Origin of the sequence: Nocardioides sp. N13(2025), from assembly GCF_051912545.1 — a bacterium.
Classification (GTDB): domain Bacteria; phylum Actinomycetota; class Actinomycetes; order Propionibacteriales; family Nocardioidaceae; genus Nocardioides.
Window position 1 is genome coordinate 3609120 of the sequence record NZ_CP196809.1, and the last position, 22547, is coordinate 3631666.

Annotated in this window: 23 protein-coding genes and 2 tRNA genes; 15 read left to right on the forward strand and 10 right to left on the reverse strand. The window is 71.7% G+C overall.

Annotated features, from left to right (window positions below):
- Positions 1–23: 23 nt before the first annotated feature.
- The 7 genes from ACS3YM_RS17470 (at position 24) to ACS3YM_RS17500 (ending at position 5552) form a co-directional block, all read left to right on the forward strand.
- A complete protein-coding gene (locus ACS3YM_RS17470; protein WP_439937705.1) occupies positions 24–149 on the forward strand; it encodes a DLW-39 family protein in 126 nt (41 codons plus the stop codon).
- A gap of 36 nt (positions 150–185) precedes the next feature.
- Positions 186–261 (forward strand) — tRNA-Ala (locus ACS3YM_RS17475).
- Between the two features lie 103 nt (positions 262–364).
- Positions 365–805 (forward strand): SRPBCC family protein, encoded by a 441-nt coding sequence (locus tag ACS3YM_RS17480; RefSeq protein WP_439937706.1) that lies wholly within the window; start codon positions 365–367, stop codon positions 803–805.
- 269 nt (positions 806–1074) lie between these two features.
- Positions 1075–3012: a hypothetical protein gene (locus ACS3YM_RS17485; RefSeq protein WP_439937707.1), complete on the forward strand. Its 1938-nt coding sequence runs from the start codon at positions 1075–1077 to the stop codon at positions 3010–3012.
- A gap of 114 nt (positions 3013–3126) precedes the next feature.
- Positions 3127–3798, forward strand: a complete 672-nt coding sequence (gene leuE / locus ACS3YM_RS17490) for a leucine efflux protein LeuE (RefSeq protein ID WP_439937708.1) — start codon at positions 3127–3129, stop codon at positions 3796–3798.
- Between the two features lie 187 nt (positions 3799–3985).
- The gene (locus ACS3YM_RS17495; protein ID WP_439937709.1) at positions 3986–4318 is read left to right on the forward strand and encodes a YciI family protein; all 333 of its coding nucleotides are present in this window, start codon (positions 3986–3988) and stop codon (positions 4316–4318) included.
- 10 nt (positions 4319–4328) lie between these two features.
- Entirely contained in the window at positions 4329–5552 is a 1224-nt protein-coding gene (locus tag ACS3YM_RS17500) for an RNA polymerase sigma factor (protein WP_439937710.1), read from the forward strand.
- Here ACS3YM_RS17500 and ACS3YM_RS17505 read toward each other — a convergent pair.
- The gene (locus ACS3YM_RS17505; RefSeq protein ID WP_439937711.1) at positions 5549–6208 is read right to left on the reverse strand and encodes a hypothetical protein; all 660 of its coding nucleotides are present in this window, start codon (positions 6206–6208) and stop codon (positions 5549–5551) included. The two genes, ACS3YM_RS17500 and ACS3YM_RS17505, sit on opposite strands and share 4 nt — an antisense overlap.
- 77 nt (positions 6209–6285) lie before the next feature.
- Between ACS3YM_RS17505 and ACS3YM_RS17510 the strand changes: the two genes are divergently transcribed.
- Genes ACS3YM_RS17510 through ACS3YM_RS17525 form a run of 4 tightly spaced genes read left to right on the forward strand, consistent with a single transcriptional unit; the run spans position 6286 to position 9315 of the window.
- Positions 6286–7023: an SURF1 family protein gene (locus tag ACS3YM_RS17510; RefSeq protein WP_439937712.1), complete on the forward strand. Its 738-nt coding sequence runs from the start codon at positions 6286–6288 to the stop codon at positions 7021–7023.
- Positions 7024–7047: 24 nt separating this feature from the next.
- Complete coding sequence (locus ACS3YM_RS17515; protein ID WP_439937713.1) at positions 7048–7428, forward strand: DUF3817 domain-containing protein; 381 nt, start codon at positions 7048–7050, stop codon at positions 7426–7428.
- Positions 7429–7438: 10 nt separating this feature from the next.
- Positions 7439–8299 carry a patatin-like phospholipase family protein gene (locus ACS3YM_RS17520; RefSeq protein ID WP_439937714.1) on the forward strand — a complete coding sequence of 287 codons (861 nt, stop codon included), beginning with the start codon at positions 7439–7441 and terminating at the stop codon, positions 8297–8299.
- Positions 8296–9315, forward strand: a complete 1020-nt coding sequence (locus ACS3YM_RS17525) for a lysophospholipid acyltransferase family protein (protein WP_439937715.1) — start codon at positions 8296–8298, stop codon at positions 9313–9315. Before ACS3YM_RS17520 ends, ACS3YM_RS17525 begins: the two co-directional genes overlap by 4 nt.
- Positions 9316–9399: 84 nt before the next feature.
- Here ACS3YM_RS17525 and ACS3YM_RS17530 read toward each other — a convergent pair whose 3' ends face one another.
- A complete protein-coding gene (locus ACS3YM_RS17530; RefSeq protein WP_439937716.1) occupies positions 9400–10212 on the reverse strand; it encodes a hypothetical protein in 813 nt (270 codons plus the stop codon).
- A gap of 176 nt (positions 10213–10388) precedes the next feature.
- Here ACS3YM_RS17530 and ACS3YM_RS17535 point away from each other — a divergent pair, with 176 nt between their 5' ends.
- Positions 10389–10901: a peptidylprolyl isomerase gene (locus ACS3YM_RS17535; protein ID WP_439937717.1), complete on the forward strand. Its 513-nt coding sequence runs from the start codon at positions 10389–10391 to the stop codon at positions 10899–10901.
- Between the two features lie 44 nt (positions 10902–10945).
- Positions 10946–11878 (forward strand): rhomboid family intramembrane serine protease, encoded by a 933-nt coding sequence (locus ACS3YM_RS17540; RefSeq protein WP_439937718.1) that lies wholly within the window; start codon positions 10946–10948, stop codon positions 11876–11878.
- Positions 11879–12280: 402 nt separating this feature from the next.
- Here the strand turns inward: ACS3YM_RS17540 and ACS3YM_RS17545 are convergent, their stop codons facing one another.
- The gene (locus ACS3YM_RS17545; protein WP_439937719.1) at positions 12281–12733 is read right to left on the reverse strand and encodes a cell division protein CrgA; all 453 of its coding nucleotides are present in this window, start codon (positions 12731–12733) and stop codon (positions 12281–12283) included.
- Positions 12734–12828: 95 nt separating this feature from the next.
- Between ACS3YM_RS17545 and ACS3YM_RS17550 the strand changes: the two genes are divergently transcribed.
- Complete coding sequence (locus tag ACS3YM_RS17550; RefSeq protein ID WP_439937720.1) at positions 12829–13581, forward strand: DUF881 domain-containing protein; 753 nt, start codon at positions 12829–12831, stop codon at positions 13579–13581.
- 46 nt (positions 13582–13627) lie between these two features.
- On the opposite strand, the gene pknB is transcribed toward ACS3YM_RS17550, so the two are convergent.
- The 7 genes from pknB to ACS3YM_RS17585 are packed head-to-tail and all read right to left on the reverse strand — an operon-like array spanning position 13628 to position 22178.
- Positions 13628–15433 (reverse strand): Stk1 family PASTA domain-containing Ser/Thr kinase, encoded by a 1806-nt coding sequence (gene pknB, locus ACS3YM_RS17555; protein ID WP_439937721.1) that lies wholly within the window; start codon positions 15431–15433, stop codon positions 13628–13630.
- Entirely contained in the window at positions 15430–16881 is a 1452-nt protein-coding gene (locus ACS3YM_RS17560; protein ID WP_439937722.1) for a serine/threonine protein kinase, read from the reverse strand. Before ACS3YM_RS17560 ends, pknB begins: the two co-directional genes overlap by 4 nt.
- Positions 16878–18338: a peptidoglycan D,D-transpeptidase FtsI family protein gene (locus tag ACS3YM_RS17565; protein WP_439937723.1), complete on the reverse strand. Its 1461-nt coding sequence runs from the start codon at positions 18336–18338 to the stop codon at positions 16878–16880. Before ACS3YM_RS17565 ends, ACS3YM_RS17560 begins: the two co-directional genes overlap by 4 nt.
- A complete protein-coding gene (locus ACS3YM_RS17570; RefSeq protein ID WP_439937725.1) occupies positions 18335–19741 on the reverse strand; it encodes an FtsW/RodA/SpoVE family cell cycle protein in 1407 nt (468 codons plus the stop codon). Before ACS3YM_RS17570 ends, ACS3YM_RS17565 begins: the two co-directional genes overlap by 4 nt.
- Positions 19742–19754: 13 nt before the next feature.
- A complete protein-coding gene (locus tag ACS3YM_RS17575) occupies positions 19755–20996 on the reverse strand; it encodes a protein phosphatase 2C domain-containing protein (protein WP_439937726.1) in 1242 nt (413 codons plus the stop codon).
- Complete coding sequence (locus ACS3YM_RS17580; protein ID WP_439937727.1) at positions 20996–21469, reverse strand: FHA domain-containing protein FhaB/FipA; 474 nt, start codon at positions 21467–21469, stop codon at positions 20996–20998. The genes ACS3YM_RS17575 and ACS3YM_RS17580 overlap by 1 nt, the downstream gene beginning before the upstream one ends.
- Positions 21462–22178, reverse strand: a complete 717-nt coding sequence (locus ACS3YM_RS17585; RefSeq protein WP_439937728.1) for an FhaA domain-containing protein — start codon at positions 22176–22178, stop codon at positions 21462–21464. Before ACS3YM_RS17585 ends, ACS3YM_RS17580 begins: the two co-directional genes overlap by 8 nt.
- Positions 22179–22436: 258 nt before the next feature.
- Between ACS3YM_RS17585 and ACS3YM_RS17590 the strand changes: the two genes are divergently transcribed.
- Positions 22437–22520, forward strand: a tRNA-Leu gene (locus tag ACS3YM_RS17590).
- Positions 22521–22547 lie beyond the last annotated feature (27 nt).

Genomic DNA, 22547 nt, shown 5'->3' on the forward strand with positions numbered 1-22547 from the left:
CACTGCGATCTCGAGGAGAGTCCATGAAGAAGCTCCTGCTGGTCCTGCTCGCCGCAGTCGGTGCCGCGGTCGCGAAGAAGAAGATGGAAGAGGGCAAGAACGAGCAGGCCCTCTGGGCCGAGGCCACCGACACCGTCGACAAGGCCTGACGCTCTCCCGGCGCTCTGCGCCACCCGCACCACCGCGGGGCCTTGGCGCAATTGGTAGCGCACCTGCTTTGCAAGCAGGGGGTTAGGGGTTCGAGTCCCCTAGGCTCCACCACCCCCGACCAGGGTTCCTGTGGCGGCGGGCCGAACGGCCCTGTGGCTGCCCGAGGCCGTGCGACACGATGGACGTGACGCACCGGCAGCGAGGGAGCCGACCCATGACGCGTATCGCGGGCGAGGTCGCCATCAAGGCGCCCGTCGAGGCGGTGTTCGACCTGGTCGCCGACGAGCGGAACGAGCCTCGCTACAACCCACGGATCGTGGAGACCCGGATGCTGCAGGACGGACCGGTCGGCGTGGGCACCCAGTTCGTCGCCAGGCCGAAGGGCATGGGGTCCAGGGGCGACATGACCCTCACGATCGTCGAGCTCGACAGGCCACACCGCCTGCACAACGTCGTGACGTCGTCGTTCATGCACGTCGACGGTGCGTTGACCTTCGAGGACGACGGCGGCGACACCCTCCTGTCCTGGGACTGGGACATGAAGCTGGTCGGACCGTGGCGCGTCCTGTCCCCGGTCCTCGCGATCGTCGGACCGCGCTGGGAGCGGCGCAACTGGGTGAGCCTCAAGGCCTTCATGGAGACCCACCCCCGCTGATGCGCCAACTTTTACCTTCCTGCCGTCCCCTCGCACGCGTCGGTGGAGCGCCGCCCGGACCACCTACCAAGGTTTGATGATGTGGCTGCACGCAGCGCGGTCCTAGCGTCACGAACGGTGAGCGGCGACCTCCGCATCTGACCGGTCTCGGACGTTCTGTGGCCTGGTGTGGAAGGCCTTCCTCCGGAACGACGGCCTGCACATGGCCGTCGCGATGCCCCTCCCTGCACGTATCCCGGGTGGGGAGCATCAGAGGAAGAAGAACGTCCATGTCACACATCCACCACCTCGTCCCGGACGAGCTAGTGAGGCGTACGAGAAGGCAGTCGCGGCGCGCGGGCGCCGTGGCTGCGGCAGCGGTGCTGGCCCTGGCGGCGATCGCCGCCACGCCCTTGGCGGCGTCGGCCGCCGACGGCCCGTACAACATCGACGGCACGGTGCCCGACGACAACACGACCGAGATCGGCGATGCCACCGGCAACGTCAAGGAGCTCGGCCCGCTCAACTCCAACACCACCAAGATCGGGGTGATCCACAAGGACGCGGTCCCGACGCTCGGCCTGACGAACCCGAACGGCCAGGTCGACCTGCGCAAGGCGTGGCTCGACACCGAGCGTGACGCCTCGACCGGGCACGACTGGCTCTACTTCGCGTGGGAGCGCGACGCCAACAGCGGCAGCGGGTTCATCGCCTACGAGTTCATGCAGAACGAGGTGCCGTCGGGCTGTGCCTACGACACCGCGACGGACGCCCAGCTGACCGCGAGCTGCAACCCGTGGGCCAACCGTCGTGACGGCGACTTCATGATCCTGTGGGACCAGCAGGGCACGAGCAAGGAGCTGTGGCTGCGCACCTGGACCGGGACCGCACCCAACCTGACCCTCGGCGCCCCGGTGCTGCTGAACTCGGCGGTGTCGCAGGCGGAGTACAGCACCGACGGCTTCCAGGGCGAGGCAGCGGTCGACCTGACCGCGACCATCTTCGGCGGCAGCACGGCCTGCAAGACGTTCGCGAACACGATCCCCAGCACGGTGACTGGCAACTCCGACACGGCCGACTACAAGGACACGATCCTCGAGACGACGCCGCCGATCACCAACTGCGGATCCACCACGGTCACCACGCCCAAGACCGGCGCCGGCGCGGACATCCCCGCAGGCGGCCTCTCGATCGGGACGGGCGTCGTCGCGGTCAAGGACTCCGCCGTGGTCAGCCTCACCGGCGGCACCGCCACCCCGGCGGGGTCGGTGGCCTTCTCCCTGTGCAAGGTCGACGCACCTGGCCTGTGCGACACGGGCGGGACCTCGGTCGGCTCGACGAGCCTCACGGGTACGGCGTACCCGGTGACGGTGCTGTCCCCGACGGCCTACGTGACGTCCGCCGGTCGCTACTGCTGGCGGGCGACCTTCAGCGGTGACGCGACCAACGGCATCCCGACCTCGTCGGACTCCACGGCCTCGGAGTGCTTCACCGTCAACCCGGTGACGCCGAGCCTGGCCACGACGGCCGGCGACGACGTGACCCTGGGTGGGACCGTGAGCGACAGCGCGAGCCTCGGGGGGACGGCGACACAGCCCGCCAGCCCGGTGATCAACCTGACCGGCACAGCGGGCGCGGCTGCAGGCGGGACGATCACGTTCAAGCTGTACGGCCCGGGGAACTGCACGACGCTCGCCTACACCTCGCCCACGGTCGCGGTGAGCGGCAACGGCACGTACAACACGCCTACGCCGCTCTTCCAGCCGTCCCAGGCCGGGACCTACCACTGGGTCGCCGTCTACAGCGGCAGCTCGCCGAACACGAACGGCACGGACCACAACACGGCCTGCAACGACGCCGACGAGGACGTCGTGGTCAGCACGGTCGCGTCGTCGATGAGCACCGCCCAGACCTGGGTGCCCAACGACTCGGCGACGATCAGCGCCCCGGCCGGTGGCAACCTCGCCGGGAAGGTGTTCTTCACGCTGTACCCGTCGAGCAACTGCACGGGCACCGCCGTCTACAGCACGCCGAACGGGGTCACGGTCTCGGGAGCCTCTCCCCAGACGGTGGGCACCGCGAACACGACGGCGGTCAGCGCGACCGGCCAGTACTCCTGGAAGGTCAGCTACGACAGCACGAACGCCGCGCAGCGCGACATCGCGGACAGCTGCCACGAGACCTCGTCGGTGACCATCACCAACGGAGGCACGATCTCGAGCGACTGACTGCCCACCGCCTGGACCTCCACCCGCAGGGTGGGGGTCCAGGCCCGCGGTGACCTGCGGCTCATCCCTCGAAATCGGTCCGCGGCGACCGGGCAGCGGTCCCACACTGGAGAAATGCTGGGCATCACCGACCTCCCGACCTACCTCGTCGGCCTCGTCCTGATCATCCTGCTGCCCGGTCCGAACTCCCTCTACGTCCTCTCCGTCGCCGCCCGGCGGGGGGTGCGCAGCGGGTACGCCGGTGCCGCGGGCGTGTGGACCGGCGACGCCGTGCTGATGACGTTGTCCGCCGCCGGCGTGGCCTCGCTCCTGCAGGCCAACCACACCGCCTTCGCCGTCGTGAAGTGGGCGGGTGCGTCGTACCTGCTCTGGCTCGCGATCGGCATGATCCGCGCCGCCTGGGGCATGTGGCGCTCGCGCCGCACGATGGCCGAGCAGCTCGCCGACGCCTCCGAGGAGGCCGGGCTCACGGAGACCGGCGTGCGGGAGCGGCCCTACCGCCGCGCACTCGTGATCAGCCTGCTGAACCCCAAGGCGATCCTCTTCTTCGTCGCCTTCTTCGTGCAGTTCGTCGACCCGGCCTACGCCCACCCGGCCGTGTCGTTCCTGGCGCTGGGCACGCTCGCGACGCTCGCCAGCGCGGCGTACCTCAGCGTCCTGATCTTCGCCGGCACCCGGCTGGCCGACGCCTTCCGTCGCCGCAAGGCGCTGTCGGCGACCGCCACGTCCGCCGTGGGCGCGGTGTTCGTCGGGTTCGCCGTCAAGCTCGCCCTCGCCTCCGCCTGATGGATTTCCACTCGTACGAGTGGAAATCTGCGGGCCGAGGCGAACCCGGAGCGTGCGCCGGGATGAACTTCCACTCGCAGGAGTGGAAATCCAGCGCGCGGAGGTGTCGTATCGGGAGCAGCGCGTTCGTAGTAGGGGTGAGAGGCCGCCCAGCAGGGGTGGCCCACGACCGCTGGAGCTGACTGACATGCACTACCTCTTCACCGTCATCGGGGACACCACCCACGAGGTCGACGACTCCGAGCCCGGGGCGATCGATGCCTACAACGAGCGGCTCAAGACCGAGGGGCGCTGGGTCTTCGGCGGCGGCCTCACCTCGCCGGACCACGCGACCGTGACCGACAGCCGGGGCGGCGAGCCCGTGTTCAGCGACGGACCCTTCGTGGAGTCGAAGGAGTACCTGGCCGGGTTCTGGGTGGTCGAGGCCGACGACCTCGACGTCGCGCTCGCCCTCTCCGCCGACGCGTCGCGGGCCTGCAACCGCAAGATCGAGGTCCGCCCCTTCGACGGGATCGCCTGAGGCCGTCGTCGTGGACGACCTCGACGAGGTCATCACCCGGGTCCACCGCGCCGAGTGGGCCCGGGTCGTCGCCACCCTCGCGCGGCGCTTCGGCGACCTCGACATCGCGGAGGAGGCCGCCGCCGAGGCGTTCGCGACCGCCGTCGAGCGGTGGCGTGCCGACGGCGTACCTGCCAACCCGGGCGGGTGGCTGACCACCACCGCCGGCAACAAGGCCCTCGACCGGCTGCGGCGCGAGCGCAGGCGGGACGACAAGCAGAAGGAGGCGAGCACGATGCTCCACTCCACACCCGACCCGGTCGGGGCGATCGAGGACGGCCGCCTTCGCCTCCTCTTCACCTGCGCCCATCCGGCCCTGGCGATGGACGCCCGGGTCGCGCTGACCCTGCGCATGGTGGGGGGCCTGACGGTGGCCGAGATCGCGCGGGCGTTCCTCGTGCAGGAGACCACGATGGCGCAGCGGATCACCCGCGCCAAGGGCAAGGTCAAGGCGGCCGGCATCCCCTACCGGGTGCCCGAGGCGGAGGACCTGCCGCACCGGGTGGCCGGGGTGCTCGCCGTGCTCTACCTCGTCTTCAACGAGGGCTATCTGGCCAGCAGCCCCGACACCGACCCGGTCCGCGCCGACCTCACCGGGGAGGCGATCCGGCTGACCCGGCTGGTGCGCGAGCTGATGCCCGACGAGGCCGAGGTCGCGGGGCTGCTGGCGCTGATGCTGCTCATCGAGGCCCGACGCGCGGCCCGGGTCTCGACCCAGGGCGAGCTGGTCACCCTCGACCAGCAGGACCGCGGCTCCTGGGACCGCGCGCTCGTCGCGGAGGGGCACGCGCTCGTCCGCGACCGCCTGGCCTCGGGAGAGCCCCCCGGCCGATACCAGGTCCTCGCCGCCATCAACGCCGTTCACACCGACGCCCGCGACGCGCGCGACACCGACTGGTCACAGGTCGTCGCCCTCTACGACCAGCTCGCCGCGCTGGACCCGTCCCCGATCGTGGCGCTCAACCGGGCGATCGCGGTGGCGGAGCTCGACGGCCCGCACGTCGCGCTGGCCCAGGTCGACGCGCTCGCCGAGCCACTTGCCGGCTACCACGCCTTCCACGCCACCCGGGCCGACCTCCTGCGACGGCTCGGCCGGAGTGCCGACGCGCGGATGGCGTACGACCGGGCGATCGCGCTCGCCGGCAACGGTGCCGAGACGGCGTACCTCACGCGGCGGCGCGACGAGCTTGGCTAGACGGCCCGCAGCCACTCGCTGAGGGCGGTCGTCCCCGCTTCCCCGAGCGGGACCCTCGTGGTGGTCGCACCAGGCTCGGCCCAGGTGATGCCCATCCGACGCCACAGGTCGGTCACGACCCAGCCGTCCAGCAGGTGGTGGCCGTCGCTGGCGTGGGCCTTGGGCGGCCGGAGCCACCGGGTGCGGGCCCGGTTGTCGGAGACCTGGCGGAAGTAGGGCGCCAGCTCCGCGGGGCCGACGCCGACGGTGGCCGCGACGAGCGGCGCGTCACCGGCCCAGGTGTCGTCGTACTCCCCGGGGCCGAAGTAGCCCGGCAGGTTGACGAACCGGTCGAGCTCCGCGCCCCGGTCGACGAGCTGGTGGGTCCAGAGCACGTCCTCGTAGATGCTGATCGCCGAGGCGCAGGTGCCGAGCCGGCGCGTCAGCTCCACCGCGAGCGAGTCGGACGGCACGACGTAGTGCGGCACCAGGGTCACCCAGCCGCCGACCGGCTGCTCGACGAGGACGTCCCAAGGGTCGCCGTGGGGCTGCGCGGGGCCGAACCCCGTCACCGGCTCGACCCGGTGACCCACGCCGCGCAGCAGCGAGAGGAGGACGTCGACCACCTCCTCGGCGTCCTCGCTGCGGACCGCCACGGCGCTGAGCAACACACTCACGCGGGGATGCTCGCACGTGCCGGCACCGGCGCGGGTCCGATTCGGGCGGCTGGGTGCGGGCTGGGAGAATCGGGGCCGTGACCGCCCCCCGCCGACCCGGCCTGATGACCGACCTCGGCGCCGCGGTCCTGGCGCTGGTGCTCGTGGGCATCGCGGGTCGGCTCGGGCTGTGGCAGTACGACGCCTGGCAGGCGCACCGCGACGCCGAGGCGCGCGACCTGTCCGGGGTCGCGCCGGTGCCGCTGGACGACCTGATGGGCAGCGACGACCCGTTCCCAGCGCCCGAGCTCGGCCGCCCGATCGAGGTGAGCGGCGAGTGGCTCGACGGGGGCTTCTGGGTCGCCGACCGGGAGCACGACGGGGAGACGGGCTACTGGGCCGTCAGCCCGCTGCAGACCGGCGACGCCGCCGTGCTCGTCGTACGAGGCTGGGCGGCGGAGCCGGACGAGTCGCAGCTCGCCGCGACGGGCGCAGCCGACGTCACCGGGTGGCTCCAGGCGCCCGAGGGCACCCTGGTCACCGACGACGACCCCGACGACGACGTCTTCCCCGAGATCCGGGTCGCCGACGCGGTGCAGCGCGTCGACGTCGACCTCTACTCCGCCTACCTCGTCAGCCAGGAGCCGACCGGCGGCCTGCAGGCCGCCGAGCTCAAGGCGCTGCCCGACCCGGGCCGCTTCACCGGCGTGCGCAACCTGCTCTACGCCGTCGAGTGGTGGGTGTTCGGGGCGTTCGCCGCCTTCATCTGGTGGCGCTGGCGCAAGGACGCGACCGCACCCGAGGCCGTGGACGTCGACCAACGGGCGGCCGGATAGGTGGTGCCGGATAGGTTGGCGGCCGTGTCACGCAACCTCACCGCCTACCGCGTCATGGCCACCGTCGTCGGGGTCCTGCTCGTGGTGCTCATCCTGGTCGGCGTCCCGCTCGCAAACTTCGACGGGTCCCCGATGTGGGGCCTCTTCGACAGCACGCCGATGTGGGTGTCGACCGGCTCCGACGCCAACAACCTCGGCGAGATGATCACGACCTACCTGGGCATCGCCCACGGCTGGCTCTACATGATCTTCCTCTTCAGCGCGTTCCTGCTCTCGCGCCGCGCCGGCTGGGACTTCCCCTTCACCCTCGTGACGCTGGTGTGCGGCACCATCCCGATCCTGTCCTTCTGGGCCGAGCACCGCGCGACCGAGCGGGTGCGGGCCGAGCACCCCGAGCTCGCCTAGGGTCGCGAGCATGACGACCGCGTTCGTGTTGGGCGGGGGCGGCGTGCTCGGCGCCGTCGAGGTCGGCATGCTGCGCGCGCTGCTGGAGCGCGGCATCGTCCCTGACCTGGTGCTCGGCACCAGCGTCGGCGCCCTCAACGGCGCACTCGTCGCCCGTCAGCCCGAGCTCGCGGTGATCGACCGGCTGACGCAGCTGTGGGTCGCGACCGCGCAGAGCCGTGAGGTCTACCGCGACCGGCCGCTGCGCACGGTGCGGCGAGCCGTGTCCACCGGCACCCACATCTATTCCTCCACGCCACTGCGCACGCGGCTGGAGGAGGAGCTCGGGGACGCGCGCTTCGAGGACCTGCCGGTGCGGTTCTCGGTCTGCGCGGCCAGCATCGAGCGCGCCGCCGAGCACTGGTTCAGCGAGGGCCCGATCGTGCCCGCGATCCTGGCCAGCGCCGCCGTGCCCGGCCTGCTCCCGCCCGCGGAGGTCGACGGTGAGCACTTCCTGGACGGCGGGCTGGTCAACTCCATCCCGGTCGGCCGCGCGGTCGAGCTCGGCGCGACCCGGGTGTTCGTGCTCCAGGTGGGCCGCATCGACCGGCCGCTCACCGCGCCGACCAAGCCCTGGGAGGTCGCCAGGGTCAGCTTCGAGGTGGCGCGACGCCACCGCTTCATGCGCGACATGGCCACCATCCCCGACAGCGTCGAGGCGCACGTCCTGCCCGCGGCCGGCACGTCCCCCCGCGACGACTCGCTGCTCGCCCACCGCGCCCTCCTCGATCCGTCCGGCAGGAGCGTGCAAGCGCGCATCGATGCGACGTACGACGCCTCCCGGACCTACCTCGACGAGGCGCTCGGCCCCGGCACGGACCCGACGTCGTGAGCACCCCCATGGTCTGGGCGTTGCGCCGCCTGGTCGTCGCACCCGCGGTGATCGCCCTGACCGTGGTGCTGTGGGTGACGCTGCCGGTCTGGCTCCTCGCCGCCGCCGCCCTGTCCCCGGTCCTGCCGGGACGGTGGCGGGCGCTCCGCCTGCTGTGGGTGGTGATCGTCTACCTCAGCTTCGAGACCCTGCTGCTCGCCGTGCTGCTGGGCCTGTGGATCGCCAGCGGCTTCGGCTGGCGGATCCGCTCGCCCTACTTCGCCGGCATCCACTACGACCTGGTGCAGGGCACGCTCATCGTGTTCTTCCGCGAGGCCAGGCGCGTGCTGGCGCTGCGGATCCGCACCGACGGCCCGCACCCGCCGCGGGTGCCGGAGGGACCGGTGCTGGTGATGTGCCGGCACGCCGGGCCGGGCGACTCGTTCACCCTGATGTACGCCCTGCTGCACTGGTACCACCGCGAGCCGCGCGTGGTCCTCAAGAACACCCTCGCCTGGGACCCGGCGATCGACGTCGTCCTGCGCCGCATCCCGGCGCGGTTCATCTCGCCGAACCCCGAGGCCGGCGAGGACCTCGAGTCGCAGATCGCCGCCCTCGCGACGGGCCTGGACCACAACGACGCGTTCGTGATCTTCCCCGAGGGCGGCAACTTCACGTCGGAGCGTCGGGACCGGGCGATCGCGCGGCTGCGCAAGCTCGGCCTCGAGCGGATGGCGGTGCGCGCGGAGGAGATGACCCACGTCCTCGCGCCCCGGCCCGGCGGCGTACTGGCTGCGCTCGACGCGGCTCCCGAGGCCGACGTGCTCGTCGTCGCCCACACCGGGCTCGACCACCTCGTCACCGTCAGCGACCTCTGGCGCTCGCTGCCGATGGACAAGCAGATCACCATGCGCTGGTGGCAGGTCGCGCGCGAGGAGATCCCGTCCGGCCGCGAGGAGCGGATCGACTGGCTCTACGGCTGGTGGGAGCGCGTGGACCAGTGGGTCGAGGAGAACCGACCCTCGGACGTCCGCTGAACGACTCGGGCGGTGCCCCAGCCACCTCCGCGTCGTACGGAACGTGGCTGGGACACCGCCCGAAGCCGGTGCGCCGGAGTGCGGCTACTTCTTGTGCGGCACGTCGTCGATGTCGATGATCTCCGCGGGCTGGTCCGGGGTGGTGGCCTCGGACGGCTCCTCGACGCTGTCGCTGATGGCCTCGCCGGGGGCGCCGCCGCCGATGTCCTCGGTCGCGGGGGCGTCCGCCGTCACCACGTCGTCGGACGAGATCGTCTCCTCCGGCAGCGGGTCGGTGAGCGGGTCACCGGACGTCGTCGCCGGGGTGACCGGCGCGGCAGCGGGAGCGGACGAGGTGGGCGCGGACGGGGCCGGGGACGCGGGCGGGGCCGGCGGGACGTAGGTCGACTGCCAGTGCGCGCTGTCGTCCTGCTTGGCGCGTAGCTTGTTGGCGACGACGCCGACGATGGCGAGCAGCCCGCCGAGCAGCAGGACCTTCTTGAGCTTGCCGCCCCGGGGCTCGGGCTCCACGCCGCGCAGCTCGTTGACCTTGGCCGCGGCCAGGTCGCGGCTGGCCGACGCGCGCTCGGCGGCGAGGGCTGCGCCCACGGACGCCTTGTCGGCCGCGGTCGCCCGGGCCTCGGCCAGGAGCGGTGCGGCCTTCTCGCGGGCCTCGGTGGCCTTCTCCGCCGCCAGCGCGGCGCCCACGGACGCCTTCTCCGCGGCGAGGGCGCGACCCTCGGCGATGAGCGGGGTGGCCTTCTCGCGGGCGTCGGTGATGGCGGGTCCGGCCTTCTCGACGGCCTGCTCCCACGCCGACTCCAGCTGGGGGATCACGGTCTCCGTGATCTGGTCCGAGAGCTGCTCGACGTAGTCGTGGGCGCGGTCCATGAGGGACTTCTTGCGGCCGAAAGGCATGCGTGACCTCCTCTTTCAGGTGTGACTCCATCTCACCATGCCCACCCTGAGCCGACCAGCCCCGTCCGGGTGGGTGGACGCCCGGACGCCCTGCCTGGGCAGGGGGTGGGCTCCGCGTGGCAGGATCGAGGCGCACACTGCGACCTGCAGAGACAGACACCCGAGAGGCAGATCCCATGGCCGACCCCCAGGCGACCTTCAAGACCAACCGGGGCGACATCGTCGTCAACCTGTTCCCCCACCACGCGCCCGAGACCGTCGAGAACTTCGTCGGGCTCGCGGAGGGCACCAAGGACTACCGCGACGACGCCGGTCGCTCCGGGGAGAAGTACTACGACGGCCTCGGCTTCCACCGGGTCATCGAGGGCTTCATGATCCAGGGCGGTTGCCCGCTCGGCACCGGCACCGGTGGCCCGGGCTACACGTTCAAGGACGAGATCCACCCCGAGCTCGTCTTCGACAAGCCCTACCTGCTCGCGATGGCCAACGCCGGCCCGGGCACCAACGGCTCGCAGTTCTTCATCACCGTCGGCGCCACGCCGTGGCTCAACCGCAAGCACACGATCTTCGGCGAGGTCGCCGACCAGGCCAGCCGCGACGTGGTCGACGCGATCGCCACCACCGCGACCGGCCCGATGGACCGGCCCGCCGAGCCCGTGGTGATCGAGTCGGTCACGATCGAGCGCTGAGCGTCGTCCTGACGACCGACTGAGTCAACCCTGATCGACCACCCATGACCCAGCCCTCCGAGGGCCCGGCCGCGACCGGGGTGCCGACCTGCTACCGGCACCCCGATCGCGAGACCTGGATCCGCTGCCAGCGGTGCGACAAGCCGATCTGTCCCGACTGCATGCGCGACGCCGCCGTGGGCTTCCAGTGCCCCGACTGCGTCCGGGAGGCGAGCAAGGGCTCGCGCCAGAACCGGGCGTTGTACGGCGGTGAGCGCAGCGCCGACCCGCGGCTGACGTCGTACGTCCTGATCGGCATCAACGCCCTCGTCTGGCTCGCGATCGCGGCGACGGGTGGCACCAAGTCCCGGCTCGCCGACCTGCTCGCGCTGCGGGCCAACGGCCTGTGCTCGCCGGGCGACGGCTACCTCTACGACATCGAGCGGCGCGTCTGCGAGTCGACGGGCTCGACCTTCCTGCCCGCCGTCGACGACGGGGCGTGGTGGCAGCTGGTCACCAGCGTGTTCACCCACGTGGAGATCTGGCACGTCGCGATGAACATGTTCGCCCTGTTCATCTTCGGGCCCGCGCTCGAGGGCATCATCGGCCGGGCCCGCTTCCTGGCCGTCTACCTCGTCAGCGGGCTCGCCTCGTCGGTGCTGGTGCTGTTCCTCAGCAGCCAGTACGGCTCCACGGTCGGCGCCTCGGGGGCCCTCTTCGGCCTCCTCGGCGCCCTGCTGGTCGCCGCCCGCAAGGCCCGCCTGAACTCCCAGTGGCTGATGCAGAACCTGGCGATCGGTGTCGTCATCACCGTCGTCGGGTGGCGGATGATCTCCTGGCAGGGCCACCTCGGGGGCTTCCTCGGCGGTGTCGTGGCGGCCGCGCTCATCGCCTACGCGCCGAAGGAACACCGCCCGCTCGTCCAGTGGGGCGGCCTCGCGCTGGTCACGCTGGTGCTGCTCGGGCTGACCGCGCTGCGGGTCAGCACCCTCGCCTGAGGGCCCGCCGCCCGCTTCCGCCGAGGGTGGCGGCACACGACGTACGTTCGCGTGAGGGTGGCGGCACACGACGTGCCGCAGGCTCTCCCGGTCGTCGTACGCCGCCAGGGTGGCGGCCGCGGATGGCGTATGCCGCCACCCCCGAGCCGCCATTCTTTACCCACAGGTGTGCACACAGCTGTGGATAACTACACGCGTGTAATTCTCCACAGGGGTTATGCACAGTGTGAACGAACGAGCCCGCTGGCCGGCGCCCTGGTGGCCCGCTCTACCCCAATGTGGGGACGCGCCCCGAAATCGACTCGAGCGGTGAGAGAGACGCCTTCCCTTCCCCAGGAAGGCGCCTCACTCACCGCTCGAGGCGACGAATGGTGGACCCGGATCACCGGGCCGAGGGAGAACCTACTCCCACTTGGTCGCGAAGCTGAACCCGACTGCCATGAAGGCGATGCCGACGACCAGGTTCCACTGGCCGAGGTCGTTGAAGATCCACAGCTTCGAGAGGTCGTCGGAGAAGACGTAGAAGGTGCAGATCCAGAGCAGGCCGATCAGGAAGCAGCCCAGCATGCCGACCACGACACCGCGGCCACGCCCGAGCGGGGTGGACGGGTGGGCGGAGACCATCAGGCCCAGCATGAGCAGGCCGAAGCCGATGAGGTAGTTCCAGCGGCCGAGGTCGGCGACCGCCTTGGGCGAGCCCTCCACCGGCGGGAAGGCGAGCGGGTTGCCGCGGGCCTGGGCGTAGTAGAAGGCCAGCCAGCCGATGCCGGCCACGATCAGCAGCAGGGCGATCAGGAACCTGGCGGAGAAGGTCGCGGCCTTCTCGTCGGTGGTGACCGTCTGGGACTTCGACACTGCTGCTCCTGGGGCTTGGCTGGTGCGGTGCTCCGGCGCGCTCTGGCGCCGGCCACGGGCGCCGCAGCGCCCGACGGGGGGCTAGCGTAGTCGCCATGGCCTCCCAGACCGACGTGCGCCCCGGGCGCCGCCGTGTCTGGCGCGTGGCGACCCCGGTGGTGGTGCTGCTCAGCGGGGCGCTGTTCGCGGTGAGCGCGGAGCAGAGCGACGGCACGGACCTGCGCGCCGGACGGCTGACCGACCTGGCGTCGGTCGTGCGTGCCGAGCGCGACGAGGCCGCGGACCTGACCGCCGAGGCGGCCGCGCTCAACGCCGAGGTCGAGACGCTCAGCGCCCAGCTCGGCGACCGCTCGGTCGCGCGGGTGCAGGACGAGATCGCCACGCTGGTCGATCCGGCCGGCCTCACCGAGAAGAGCGGGCCGGCCGTCCAGGTGACCCTCGACGACGCGTCGATCGAGGCCCGGTTCAGCTACGAGGGCGAGCCCAACGACCTCGTCGTGCACCAGCAGGACATCCAGGCGGTGGCCAACGCCATGTGGAACGCCGGCGCCGTCGCGGTCACCATCCAGGGACAGCGGCTCATCTCCACGACGGGCATCAAGTGCGAGGGCAACCAGGTGACGCTGCACGGGATCCCCTACTCACCGCCCTACGTGATCGTCGGCATCGGCGACCAGGCGCGGATGACGGCGGAGCTCACCACCGACCCGATCCTCGCGACCTACCGCGACTACACGACGATCCCCGGCGGCGGCGTCTTCTGGGACATGACCGCCCTCGACTCGGCCGTCGCCCCGGCCTACCAGGGCCTGCTCGACCTCACCTACGCGACGCCGATCCCCGAGTAGGTCTCGTGACGGGCGCCGAGGCGCCCTCCTCGACCAGGGGAGCCGGCTACGGCTTGACGCGCCCGCTCGGTGGCGGCGTGGTCGGGCTCTCGGTCGGCAGCGTCGGCGTCTCGGTGGGGGTCTCGGTCGGGGGCACCGTCGGGGTCTCGGTGGGGGCGGGCGGCTCCTCGTAGGCGGACACGAAGATCGTCACCGTGCTGTTCTGGTCGGCGGTGCCGCCCACGGGGATCTGGTCCACGACCGTGCCCTTGGGCTCGACGGAGGCGGCGTCGATGCGTACGTCCGGGACGAAGCCGGCCTCGCGGATGGTCCGCTCGGCCTGGGCCTGCTTCAGGCCACGGACGTCCGGGACCTTCTCGGGGCCGTCGGAGAACACGATCGTCACCGTGGTGCCCTCGGCGAGCGGCGTGCCGGCCGGCGGGTCGGTGCTCAGGACCTGGTTGACCGGCTCGTCGGAGTCCTGCTCCTGGAAGCGCACCTTGAGGTTCTGCTCGAGCATCGCGGCGCGGGCGTCCTTGCGGAGCGTGCCGACGACGTAGGGGACCTCCACCTCGGGCTTGCCGAGGGAGAGCACGAAGCTGACCGAGTCGCCGGGGTCGGCGAAGACGTCGCGGTTGGGCTCCTGCGAGATCACGAGGTCGGCCTCGACGGTCTCGGAGGTCTCCCGGCGGATCTGCCCGACCCGGAAGCCCGCGTCGACGATCTCCAGCCGCGCCTCGTCCTCGGTCAGGCCGACCAGGTTGGGCACGGCCACGCGCTGGGGTGCGTCGTCGAAGAGGACGTCGTTCATGAGGTAGGCGCCGAGCAGCAGCAGGCCGACGACGAGGAAGCCCCCGAGGAACCACCAGCCCGCCTTGCTCCGCGACGGCTCGTCGCGACGCGGCGGCGGGCCACCGACCGGGGCCGCGGCCATGGTCGACGTCGCCTCGCCGGGCGGGACGGAGGCGACGTAGTGGGTGTCGGCGGGAGGCGGCACCACGGCGGGTGCCTGGATCGGGTGCCCCGAGAGGTAGCGCTCGATGTCGGCCTTCATGGCCGCCGCGCTCTGGTAGCGGTCCTCGACGCGCTTCGCGAGCGACTTCATCACGATGGCGTCGATCTCGGGGTCGAGCTGGTCGTCGAGGTCCGACGGCGGCGCGGCCGGCTCGCGGACGTGCTGGTAGGCCACGGCCACCGGGCTGTCGCCGACGAAGGGCGGCCGGCCGGTCAGCAGCTCGTAGAGCATGCAGCCGGTGGAGTAGACGTCGGAGCGGGAGTCGACGGTCTCGCCGCGGGCCTGCTCCGGGGAGAGGTACTGCGCGGTGCCGACCACCGCGGCCGTCTGGGTCATCGTGCTGGAGGCGTCGGAGATGGCCCGCGCGATGCCGAAGTCCATCACCTTCACGTCGCCGGACGGCGTGAGCATCACGTTGCCCGGCTTGATGTCGCGGTGGATGATCCCGGCGCGGTGGCTGTAGTCGAGGGCCGACAGCACGCCGGCGGTGATCTCGAGCGCCCGCTCCGGCAGGATCTTGCGGCCCTCGCGCAGGATGTCGCGCAGGGTGCGCCCCTCGACGCACTCCATGACGATGTAGGGCTGCGCGACCCCGGAGCCGTCGGTGGCCATCTCCTCGCCGGTGTCGTAGGTCGAGACGATCGCGGGGTGGTTGAGGGAGGCCGAGGACTGCGCCTCGCGTCGGAAGCGGGCCTGGAAGGTGGCGTCGCTGGCCAGGTCCGTGCGCAGCCGCTTCACGGCCACGGTGCGCCCCAGCCGTCGGTCCTTGCCCTTGCGGACCTCGGCCATCCCGCCGCGTCCGAGGAGCTCACCGAGCTCGTAGCGGCCACCGATCAGTGTCGGCTCCGACTGGGTCATCCCTGGTTGCCCTTTCCGTTGCCCGTGAGCTTGCCGTTGGGCGTGCTGTTCCCCTTGGGCGGCTTGCCGTAGAAGCTGACCGTCACGGTGTCGCCCTCCTCGAGGGTGCCACTCGGTGCCACGTCGGCCACGGTGTCCTTCTCGGCCTCGCCGGTGTTGTCCAGCTCGACGAGCTCGGGCTCGAGGCCCAGCTCGCGCAGCCGCTTCTCGACGTCCTTGACCTTGAGGCCGATGTAGTCGCCCGGGTCGACCTCGACGGTGGCCGGCTCCGGTGCCGGCTCCGAGGTGGGCGTCTGCGTCGGGGTCTGCGACGTCTCGGTGGGGGTCTGGGTGGGGGTCTGGGTGGGGGTCTGGCTGCGGCCGGTCTGCGACGGCGTCGTGTCGCCGCTCGGGGTGTCGTCGCCGCGCGAGCCGAGCCAGACCGCGAGGAGCACCGCGAGCGCGACGGCGGCCAGGCCCAGCAGCAGCGGCCACGGAGTCGTACGACGTGACCTGCTCCTCCCGGCCGGTGCGGGCGCGGGGGAAGCCGCGGGGGCGGGTGCCGTCGCGGGCATCACCTGGGTGGTCGACGCGGCGGCTGGGGCCACGGCGGCTGCGGGGCGTACGCCGCCGGGCTCGCGCAGGGCGCGGGCGAAGGCCGCGCCGTCGGCGAACCGCTCGCCGGGGTCCTTGGACAGGGCCCGGCGTACGACCCGGGCCAGGTCGGACGGGACCGCCTCTGGCAGCTCGGGGACCGGGTTGCGCAGGTGCGCGATCGCGGTGGCGACCGGGGAGTCGGCCACGTAGGGCTTGCGCCCGGCCAGGCACTCGAAGGCGACGACGCCGAGCGAGTAGACGTCGGAGGCGGCCGTCGCGGTGCCACCCTCGGCCTGCTCGGGGGAGATGTAGGCGGGGGTGCCCAGCACCTGGCCGGTCTCGGTGAGGGCCATGCCCTCCGCCGCGCGAGCGATGCCGAAGTCGGTGACCTTGACCCGGCGGTCGGGCGTGACCAGCAGGTTGGCGGGCTTGACGTCGCGGTGGACGATCCCGCCGGCGTGGGCGACGCCGAGGGCGTCGGCGGCCTGGGCGAGGAGGTCCTGCGCCACGGCCGGGTCGAGGGGCGCGCTGGGACGCAGCAGCGCCGAGAGGGGTTGTCCCTCGACGAGCTCCATGACGAGGTAGGGGCGCGGGGTGGTCGAGCCGTCGTCGAGCGAGCTCTCGCCGTAGTCGAAGATCGACGCGATGCCCGGGTGGTGCAGCGCCGCGGCGTGGCGCGCCTCTGTCTCGAAGCGGGTGCGGAAGAGTGCGTCGTCGGCGTACTCGGTCTTGAGCACCTTGACCGCCACCGGCCGGTCGAGCACCGTGTCGCGCGCCGACCAGACCTCGCCCATCCCGCCGGTCGCGATGCGCGACTCGAGGACGTAGCGACGGGCGTCGTCGACGTGGCCGCCGGGCGTCAGCGCGGTCACTGGTTGATCACCGCCTCCATGACCGCCTTCGCGATCGGTCCGCCCAGCGCTCCGCCGCCGATCTCGTCGGGCGAGGTGTCGCTGGACTGCACGAGCACGGCGACGGCGACCTGGGGGTCGTCGGCGGGTGCGAAGGAGACGAACCAGGCGTAGGGCGGCCGGTCGCCCGAGGACTGGGCGGTGCCGGTCTTGCCGGCGACGTCGATGCCCGGGATCTGCGCAGGTGCGGCCGTGCCGTCGGCGACCGTCGCGACGAGCATCTTGGTCAGCTCCTCGGCGGTGGTGCTCGACATCGCCTTGCTGATGCTCTGCGAGTCGGTGCGGTCGAGGACGGACAGGTTGGGGGCGCGGACCTCGTCGACGACGTAGGGGCGCATCACGTCGCCGTCGTTGGCGATCGCGGCGGCGACCATCGCCATCTGCAGCGGGGTCGCCGTGACGCTGGACTGGCCGATGCCCGACATCGCGGTCTGGGGGGCGTCCATGTCGCGCGGGTAGAGCGACTTGGCCTGGCCACCGAGGTCCTCGAGCGAGGTGGAGTTGAAGCCGAACTTCTCGGCCTGGTCGGCCATCGCCTCCGTGCCCAGCTCGTTGGCGAGGGTGAGGAACGTGACGTTGCAGGACACCTGCAGCGCCTGGGTCAGGGTGATCCGCCGGCCGCCGCAGTTGCCGTCGTCGTAGTTGCCGATGGACGTGTCGGACTGCGGCAGCTTGAACTTGTAGCCGCCCGGGACCATCGAGTCGGCGTCGTAGTCGCCCGACTCGATCGCCGCGGCCGCCGTCACCAACTTGAACGTCGAGCCCGGCGGCAGGGTCGTGCCGATGGCGCGGTTGATGAGGGGCTCGCGCTCGTCGGCGTTGAGCTCCCGGCCGAGCTGGTCGACGGCCTCGAAGTCGTGCGAGGCGAACTCGTTGGGGTCGAACGTCGGCGTCGAGGTCATCGCCAGGATGCGCCCGGTGGTGGGCTCGAGCGCGACGACCGCGCCCTGGGCGTCGCCGGGGAGCGCCTCGAGGCCCGCCCAGGCGGCGTCCTGGGCGGCCGCGTCGACGGTGAGCTGGACGTTGCCGCCCTTGGGGTCGCTGTTGCTGAGCATGTCGACCAGCCGGGTCACGAAGAGTCGGGAGTCGTCGCCGGCCAGCACGGAGTTCTGCGAGCGCTCCACGCCGGTCTGGCTGAACCACGAGAAGTAGCCGGTGATCGGGGCGTACTTCAGCGGCTGGGTGTAGGTGCGCTGGAACTTGTACTTGTCGTCGGACGGCACGCTGCGCGCGATCGCGTCCTTCCCGACGAGGATCGCCCCGCGCTCGCGCGAGTAGGTGGCGGTGATGATGCGGCGGTTGCGGGGATCCTTCGAGAGGTCGTCGGAGCGCACGGCCATGAGGTAGGTCGCGTTGACGAGCAGCGCGAGGAACAGCACGAGGCAGAAGACCGACACGACGCGGATGGGCTTGTTCACCTCAGCTTCACCACCTGCGTGTGCTCGCTGTCCGCGCCCGAGTCGTCCACCGGGTCCAGTCGCGGCGCCGGGCGGCGGGCCTGGTCGGAGACGCGCAGCAGCAGCGCGATGATCACCCAGTTGGCCACCAGCGACGAGCCGCCGTACGACAGGAACGGAGTGGTCAGGCCGGTCAGCGGGATGAGGCCGGTGACGCCGCCGATGACCACGAAGACCTGGAGCGCGAAGATCGCGCCGAGGCCGACCGCCATCAGCTTGCCGAAGCCGTCGCGCGAGATGAGCGCGATCCGCAGCGCGCGCTCGACGATGAGGCCGTAGCAGAGCACGATCGCCATGAGCGCGGTCAGGCCGAGCTCCTCGCCGATGGTGGAGAGGATGAAGTCGGAGTAGGCGAAGGGCACCCGCTCCGGGAAGCCGTTGCCGAGGCCGCGGCCGATCAGCCCGCCCCAGCCCATGCCGAACAGCGCCTCCACCAGCTGGTAGCTGCCGGGGCTCGCGTCGTAGTAGTCCATCGGGTGCAGCCAGAAGTTGAAGCGGCGCTGCACGTTGCCGACGGCGGAGTACGCCGCCAGCGCGCCGGCCGCGAACAGCAGCGCGCCGACGACGAGCCAGCCCGGTCGCTCGGTCGCGACGTAGAGCATCGCGAGGAAGAGACCGAAGAACAGGAGCGAGGAGCCCAGGTCGTTCTGGAGCACCAGGATCATCATCGAGACGCCGAACATCGCCAGGATCGGGCCGAGGTCGCGCCCGCGCGGCAGGTCGATGAAGACCACCCGGCGCCCGGCGAGCGCGAGGGCGTCGCGGTGCAGGACGAGGTAGCCCGCGAACGCGATCACCAGCAGCACCTTGGCCACCTCGCCGGGCTGGAAGCTGAAGCCGGCGACGTTGATCCAGATCCGGGCGCCGTTGATGTTGCGGCCGATGCCCGGCAGGAACGGCAGGACCAGCAGCAGGATGCCGAACAGCCCTGCGGTGTAGGTGAAGCGCTGGAGCACCCGGTGGTCGCGCAGGAAGAACAGCGTCGCGATGAACAGCACCACCCCGAGGGTCATCCACACCAGCTGCTGGCGGGCGAAGGTGTGCTGGTCGACACCTTGCGCCTCGTAGGTGAGGTCGAGCCGGCGCAGGATCGCGAGCCCGAACCCGTTGAGCGCCGCGACGAGCGGCAGCAGCACCGGGTCGGCGTACGGCGCGACGAGGCGGACCGTCACGTGCGCCGCGACGATCAGCGCGGTCAGCCAGCCGCCGTAGCCGACCAGGTCGGCGGGGACGACCCCCTCGACCCCGAGGCCGACCGCGGCGTAGGCGCCGATCCCGACCGCTAGTGCCAGGAGGAGCAGGAACAGCTCCGCGCCCCGGCGCCGCCGGTGCACGAAGCCCATGAGGGTTCCGGTCTGACTCATCGCAGCCCGCCCGTCAGCTGACGTCCTGGCGAGCGGCGTAGTTGTCCACGGTCAGCCTCGCCTCGTCGATGTCGTCGGCCTCGATGCCCTCGCGCACCGTCTCGGCGTCGATGTCGCTGAGCCGGTCGAGGTCGACGTCGGTCACCTCGTAGGCGTGGGAGAGGGAGATGCCGGGCAGGTCGGCGTCGATCCCGCGGAAGATGGCGACCTTGCCGTCGTGGTCGGCGACGTAGAACTGCTGCTGGCTCCACGACCAGCCCGCCGCGAGCACCATCCAGGCCAGGCCGAGCACGATCGCCAGGACCATCGCGCGCCGCAGCCAGGTGTAGCGGCGTGGCGGGCGCGGGGCGTAGCGGACGGCCTCGGGGTCGATCGGGTCGGCCGCGAAGGCACCTTCGGGCACATCGCCGGGCACGGGCGGGATCTCGCCGGTGTCACCGGAGCGGTGGCCACGGAACAGGCCGCCGACGGCGCCGGCGAGCGGCATCCGGCGCGGCAGGTCGGCCGCGGCGCCGACCAGCAGCGGGACCAGGTCCTCGCCGGGCGGCTCCTCGGAGACGTCGGCCACGATGCAGGTGACGTTGTCGGTGCTGCCGGCCTCGAGGCTGGCGCGCACCAGCTCCACCGCCGCGAAGTCGGGGGTGCCGCTCGACAGGATGTCGGCGATCCGGTCGTGGCTGAGCGTGCCGCACGCACCGTCGCTGCACACGAAGACCCGGTCGCCCACCTCGGCGGGGAACTCGAAGAGGTCGGGCTCCTCGTGGCGGATGCCGTCGAGGGCCTTGAGGATGAGGTTGCGGTGCGGGTGGGTCCGCGACTGCTCCTCGGTGATCCGCCCCTCGTCGATGAGCGACTGGACGAAGGTGTGGTCGTGCGTGAGCTGGCGCAGCTCGCCGCGGCGGTAGAGGTAGGCACGGCTGTCGCCGATGTGGCCGATGCCGAAGCGGCTGCCGTCGAACAGCGCCACGGTCGCGGTCGTCGAGGTGCCGTTGAGGCCGGGGTCCTCCTCCACCAGCTCGGCGATCCGGTCGTCGGCGCGGTGGACGGCTCCCGCGAGCTGGCCCAGCAGGTCGTCGTCGGGCTCCTGGTCGAGCTTGCGCAGTGCCTGCACGGCCGTGCTGGACGCCAGGTCACCGCGTACGGCACCGCCGACGCCGTCGCACACGGTCAGCAGCCAGGGGCCGGCGTAGCCGCTGTCCTGGTTCTCGCGCCGCACGCGGCCCACGTCCGAGATCGCCGAGTAGTGGAGGTACATCACTTCCTCAGCTCCAGGATCGTCTTGCCGACACGGACCTGGACGCCGAGGCCGATCGTGGTGGGCTGGGTGATGCGGACCGGGCCGACGTAGGTGCCGTTGGTGGAGCCGAGGTCCTCCACGAACCACTCGTCGCCGCTGGCAGCGACCCGGGCGTGGCGCGTGGAGACGTAGTCGTCGTCGAGCTTGATCGCCGCGTCGCTGCCGCGTCCGATGAGCAGGGGTGCGTCGGCGAGCTCGGCGCGGGTGCCGGGGTTCTCGCCCTCGACGACCAGCAGGTGGGTGGGCGCGCCGCGGCGTGGCTTGCTCTTGGCCTTGCCCTTGCGGGCCGGCGCGGGCGCGCCTGCGCGTGCGGTCTCGGGGACGCGCGCGCCGAACATGTCGGAGCGGATCACCGAGATCGCGGAGAGGACGAAGATCCAGAGGATGGCCAGGAACGCCACCCGGATGAGGAAGAGGGTCAGCTCAGACATTCCAGCCCCCGGCCTCGTCGCGGCCGCCGTCGATGCGCACCGTCATCTCCGTGTGGCCGATCTTGATCGTCGAGCCGTCGCGCAGGCGCGCCCGGCCGACCTTCGTGCCGTCGACGAGGATGCCGTTGGTGGAGCCGAGGTCGACCGCCTCGACACCGTCGATGCTGACCTCGAGCTCGAGGTGGCGCCGGCTCACGCCCGGGTCGTTGATGCGCAGGTCGGCCTCGGTGCCACGGCCGATCACCAGGCCCGGCGGGCGCAGCGGGTGGCGCGTGCCGTTGACCTCGAGGGTGGCGTGGGAGGAGCGCGTACGGGTGCGCTGGTCGTTGTCGGTGACGCTCGCCTGCGCCTTGCTGCGGATCCGGAAGCGGCCGGTGGTCAGGTCGTCCGCGGACTCGAAGGCCAGCGAGATGGGACCGGTGAAGACGTAGCCCTGTGCGTCGGCGTGGTCCTGCAGCTGGTCGACGAGGTCCTGCTCGAGCGCGCGACCGAGGCCGACGATGCGGTCGAGGTCGGTCGAGGAGAGCTCGACGTGGAAGTCGTTGGGCACCAGACGCCGCTGCCGGCTGAGCACCTGGGCGTTGTTGTCGCACTCGCGCTGGAGGGCGGCGGCGATCTCGACGGGCTGCACGGCACTGCGGAAGGCGCGCGCGAAGACACCGGAGATGACCTGCTCGAGGCGCTGCTCGAAGCGTTGCAGGGCGTTCATCCTCAGCCTCCTCTCCTTGCGCTCGGGTCGCATCGTCGTGGTGGGCAGGGATCAACGACCGCCCGACCGGTGCCAGCGAGCGTACCGGCCGGTTGCTCGGGCGCGACGGTGCCGCCCCGCTGTTGGGCGACTCGAGCGGCCATGTGTCCGCTCGAGTGCCCGCATACGGGTGTCCCAGCGGACACATGGGTGTCCCAGTGGCCCTGCCGCCCGATTGGGAGGGCGCGTCGGGCGTGGGGTAGCCTGAGCCCGCTTCTCGCGCGAGTGGCGGAATAGGCAGACGCGCACGGTTCAGGTCCGTGTGTCCGAAAGGACGTGGGGGTTCAACTCCCCCCTCGCGCACGGCGGCCCCAGGTCTTCTGACCTGGG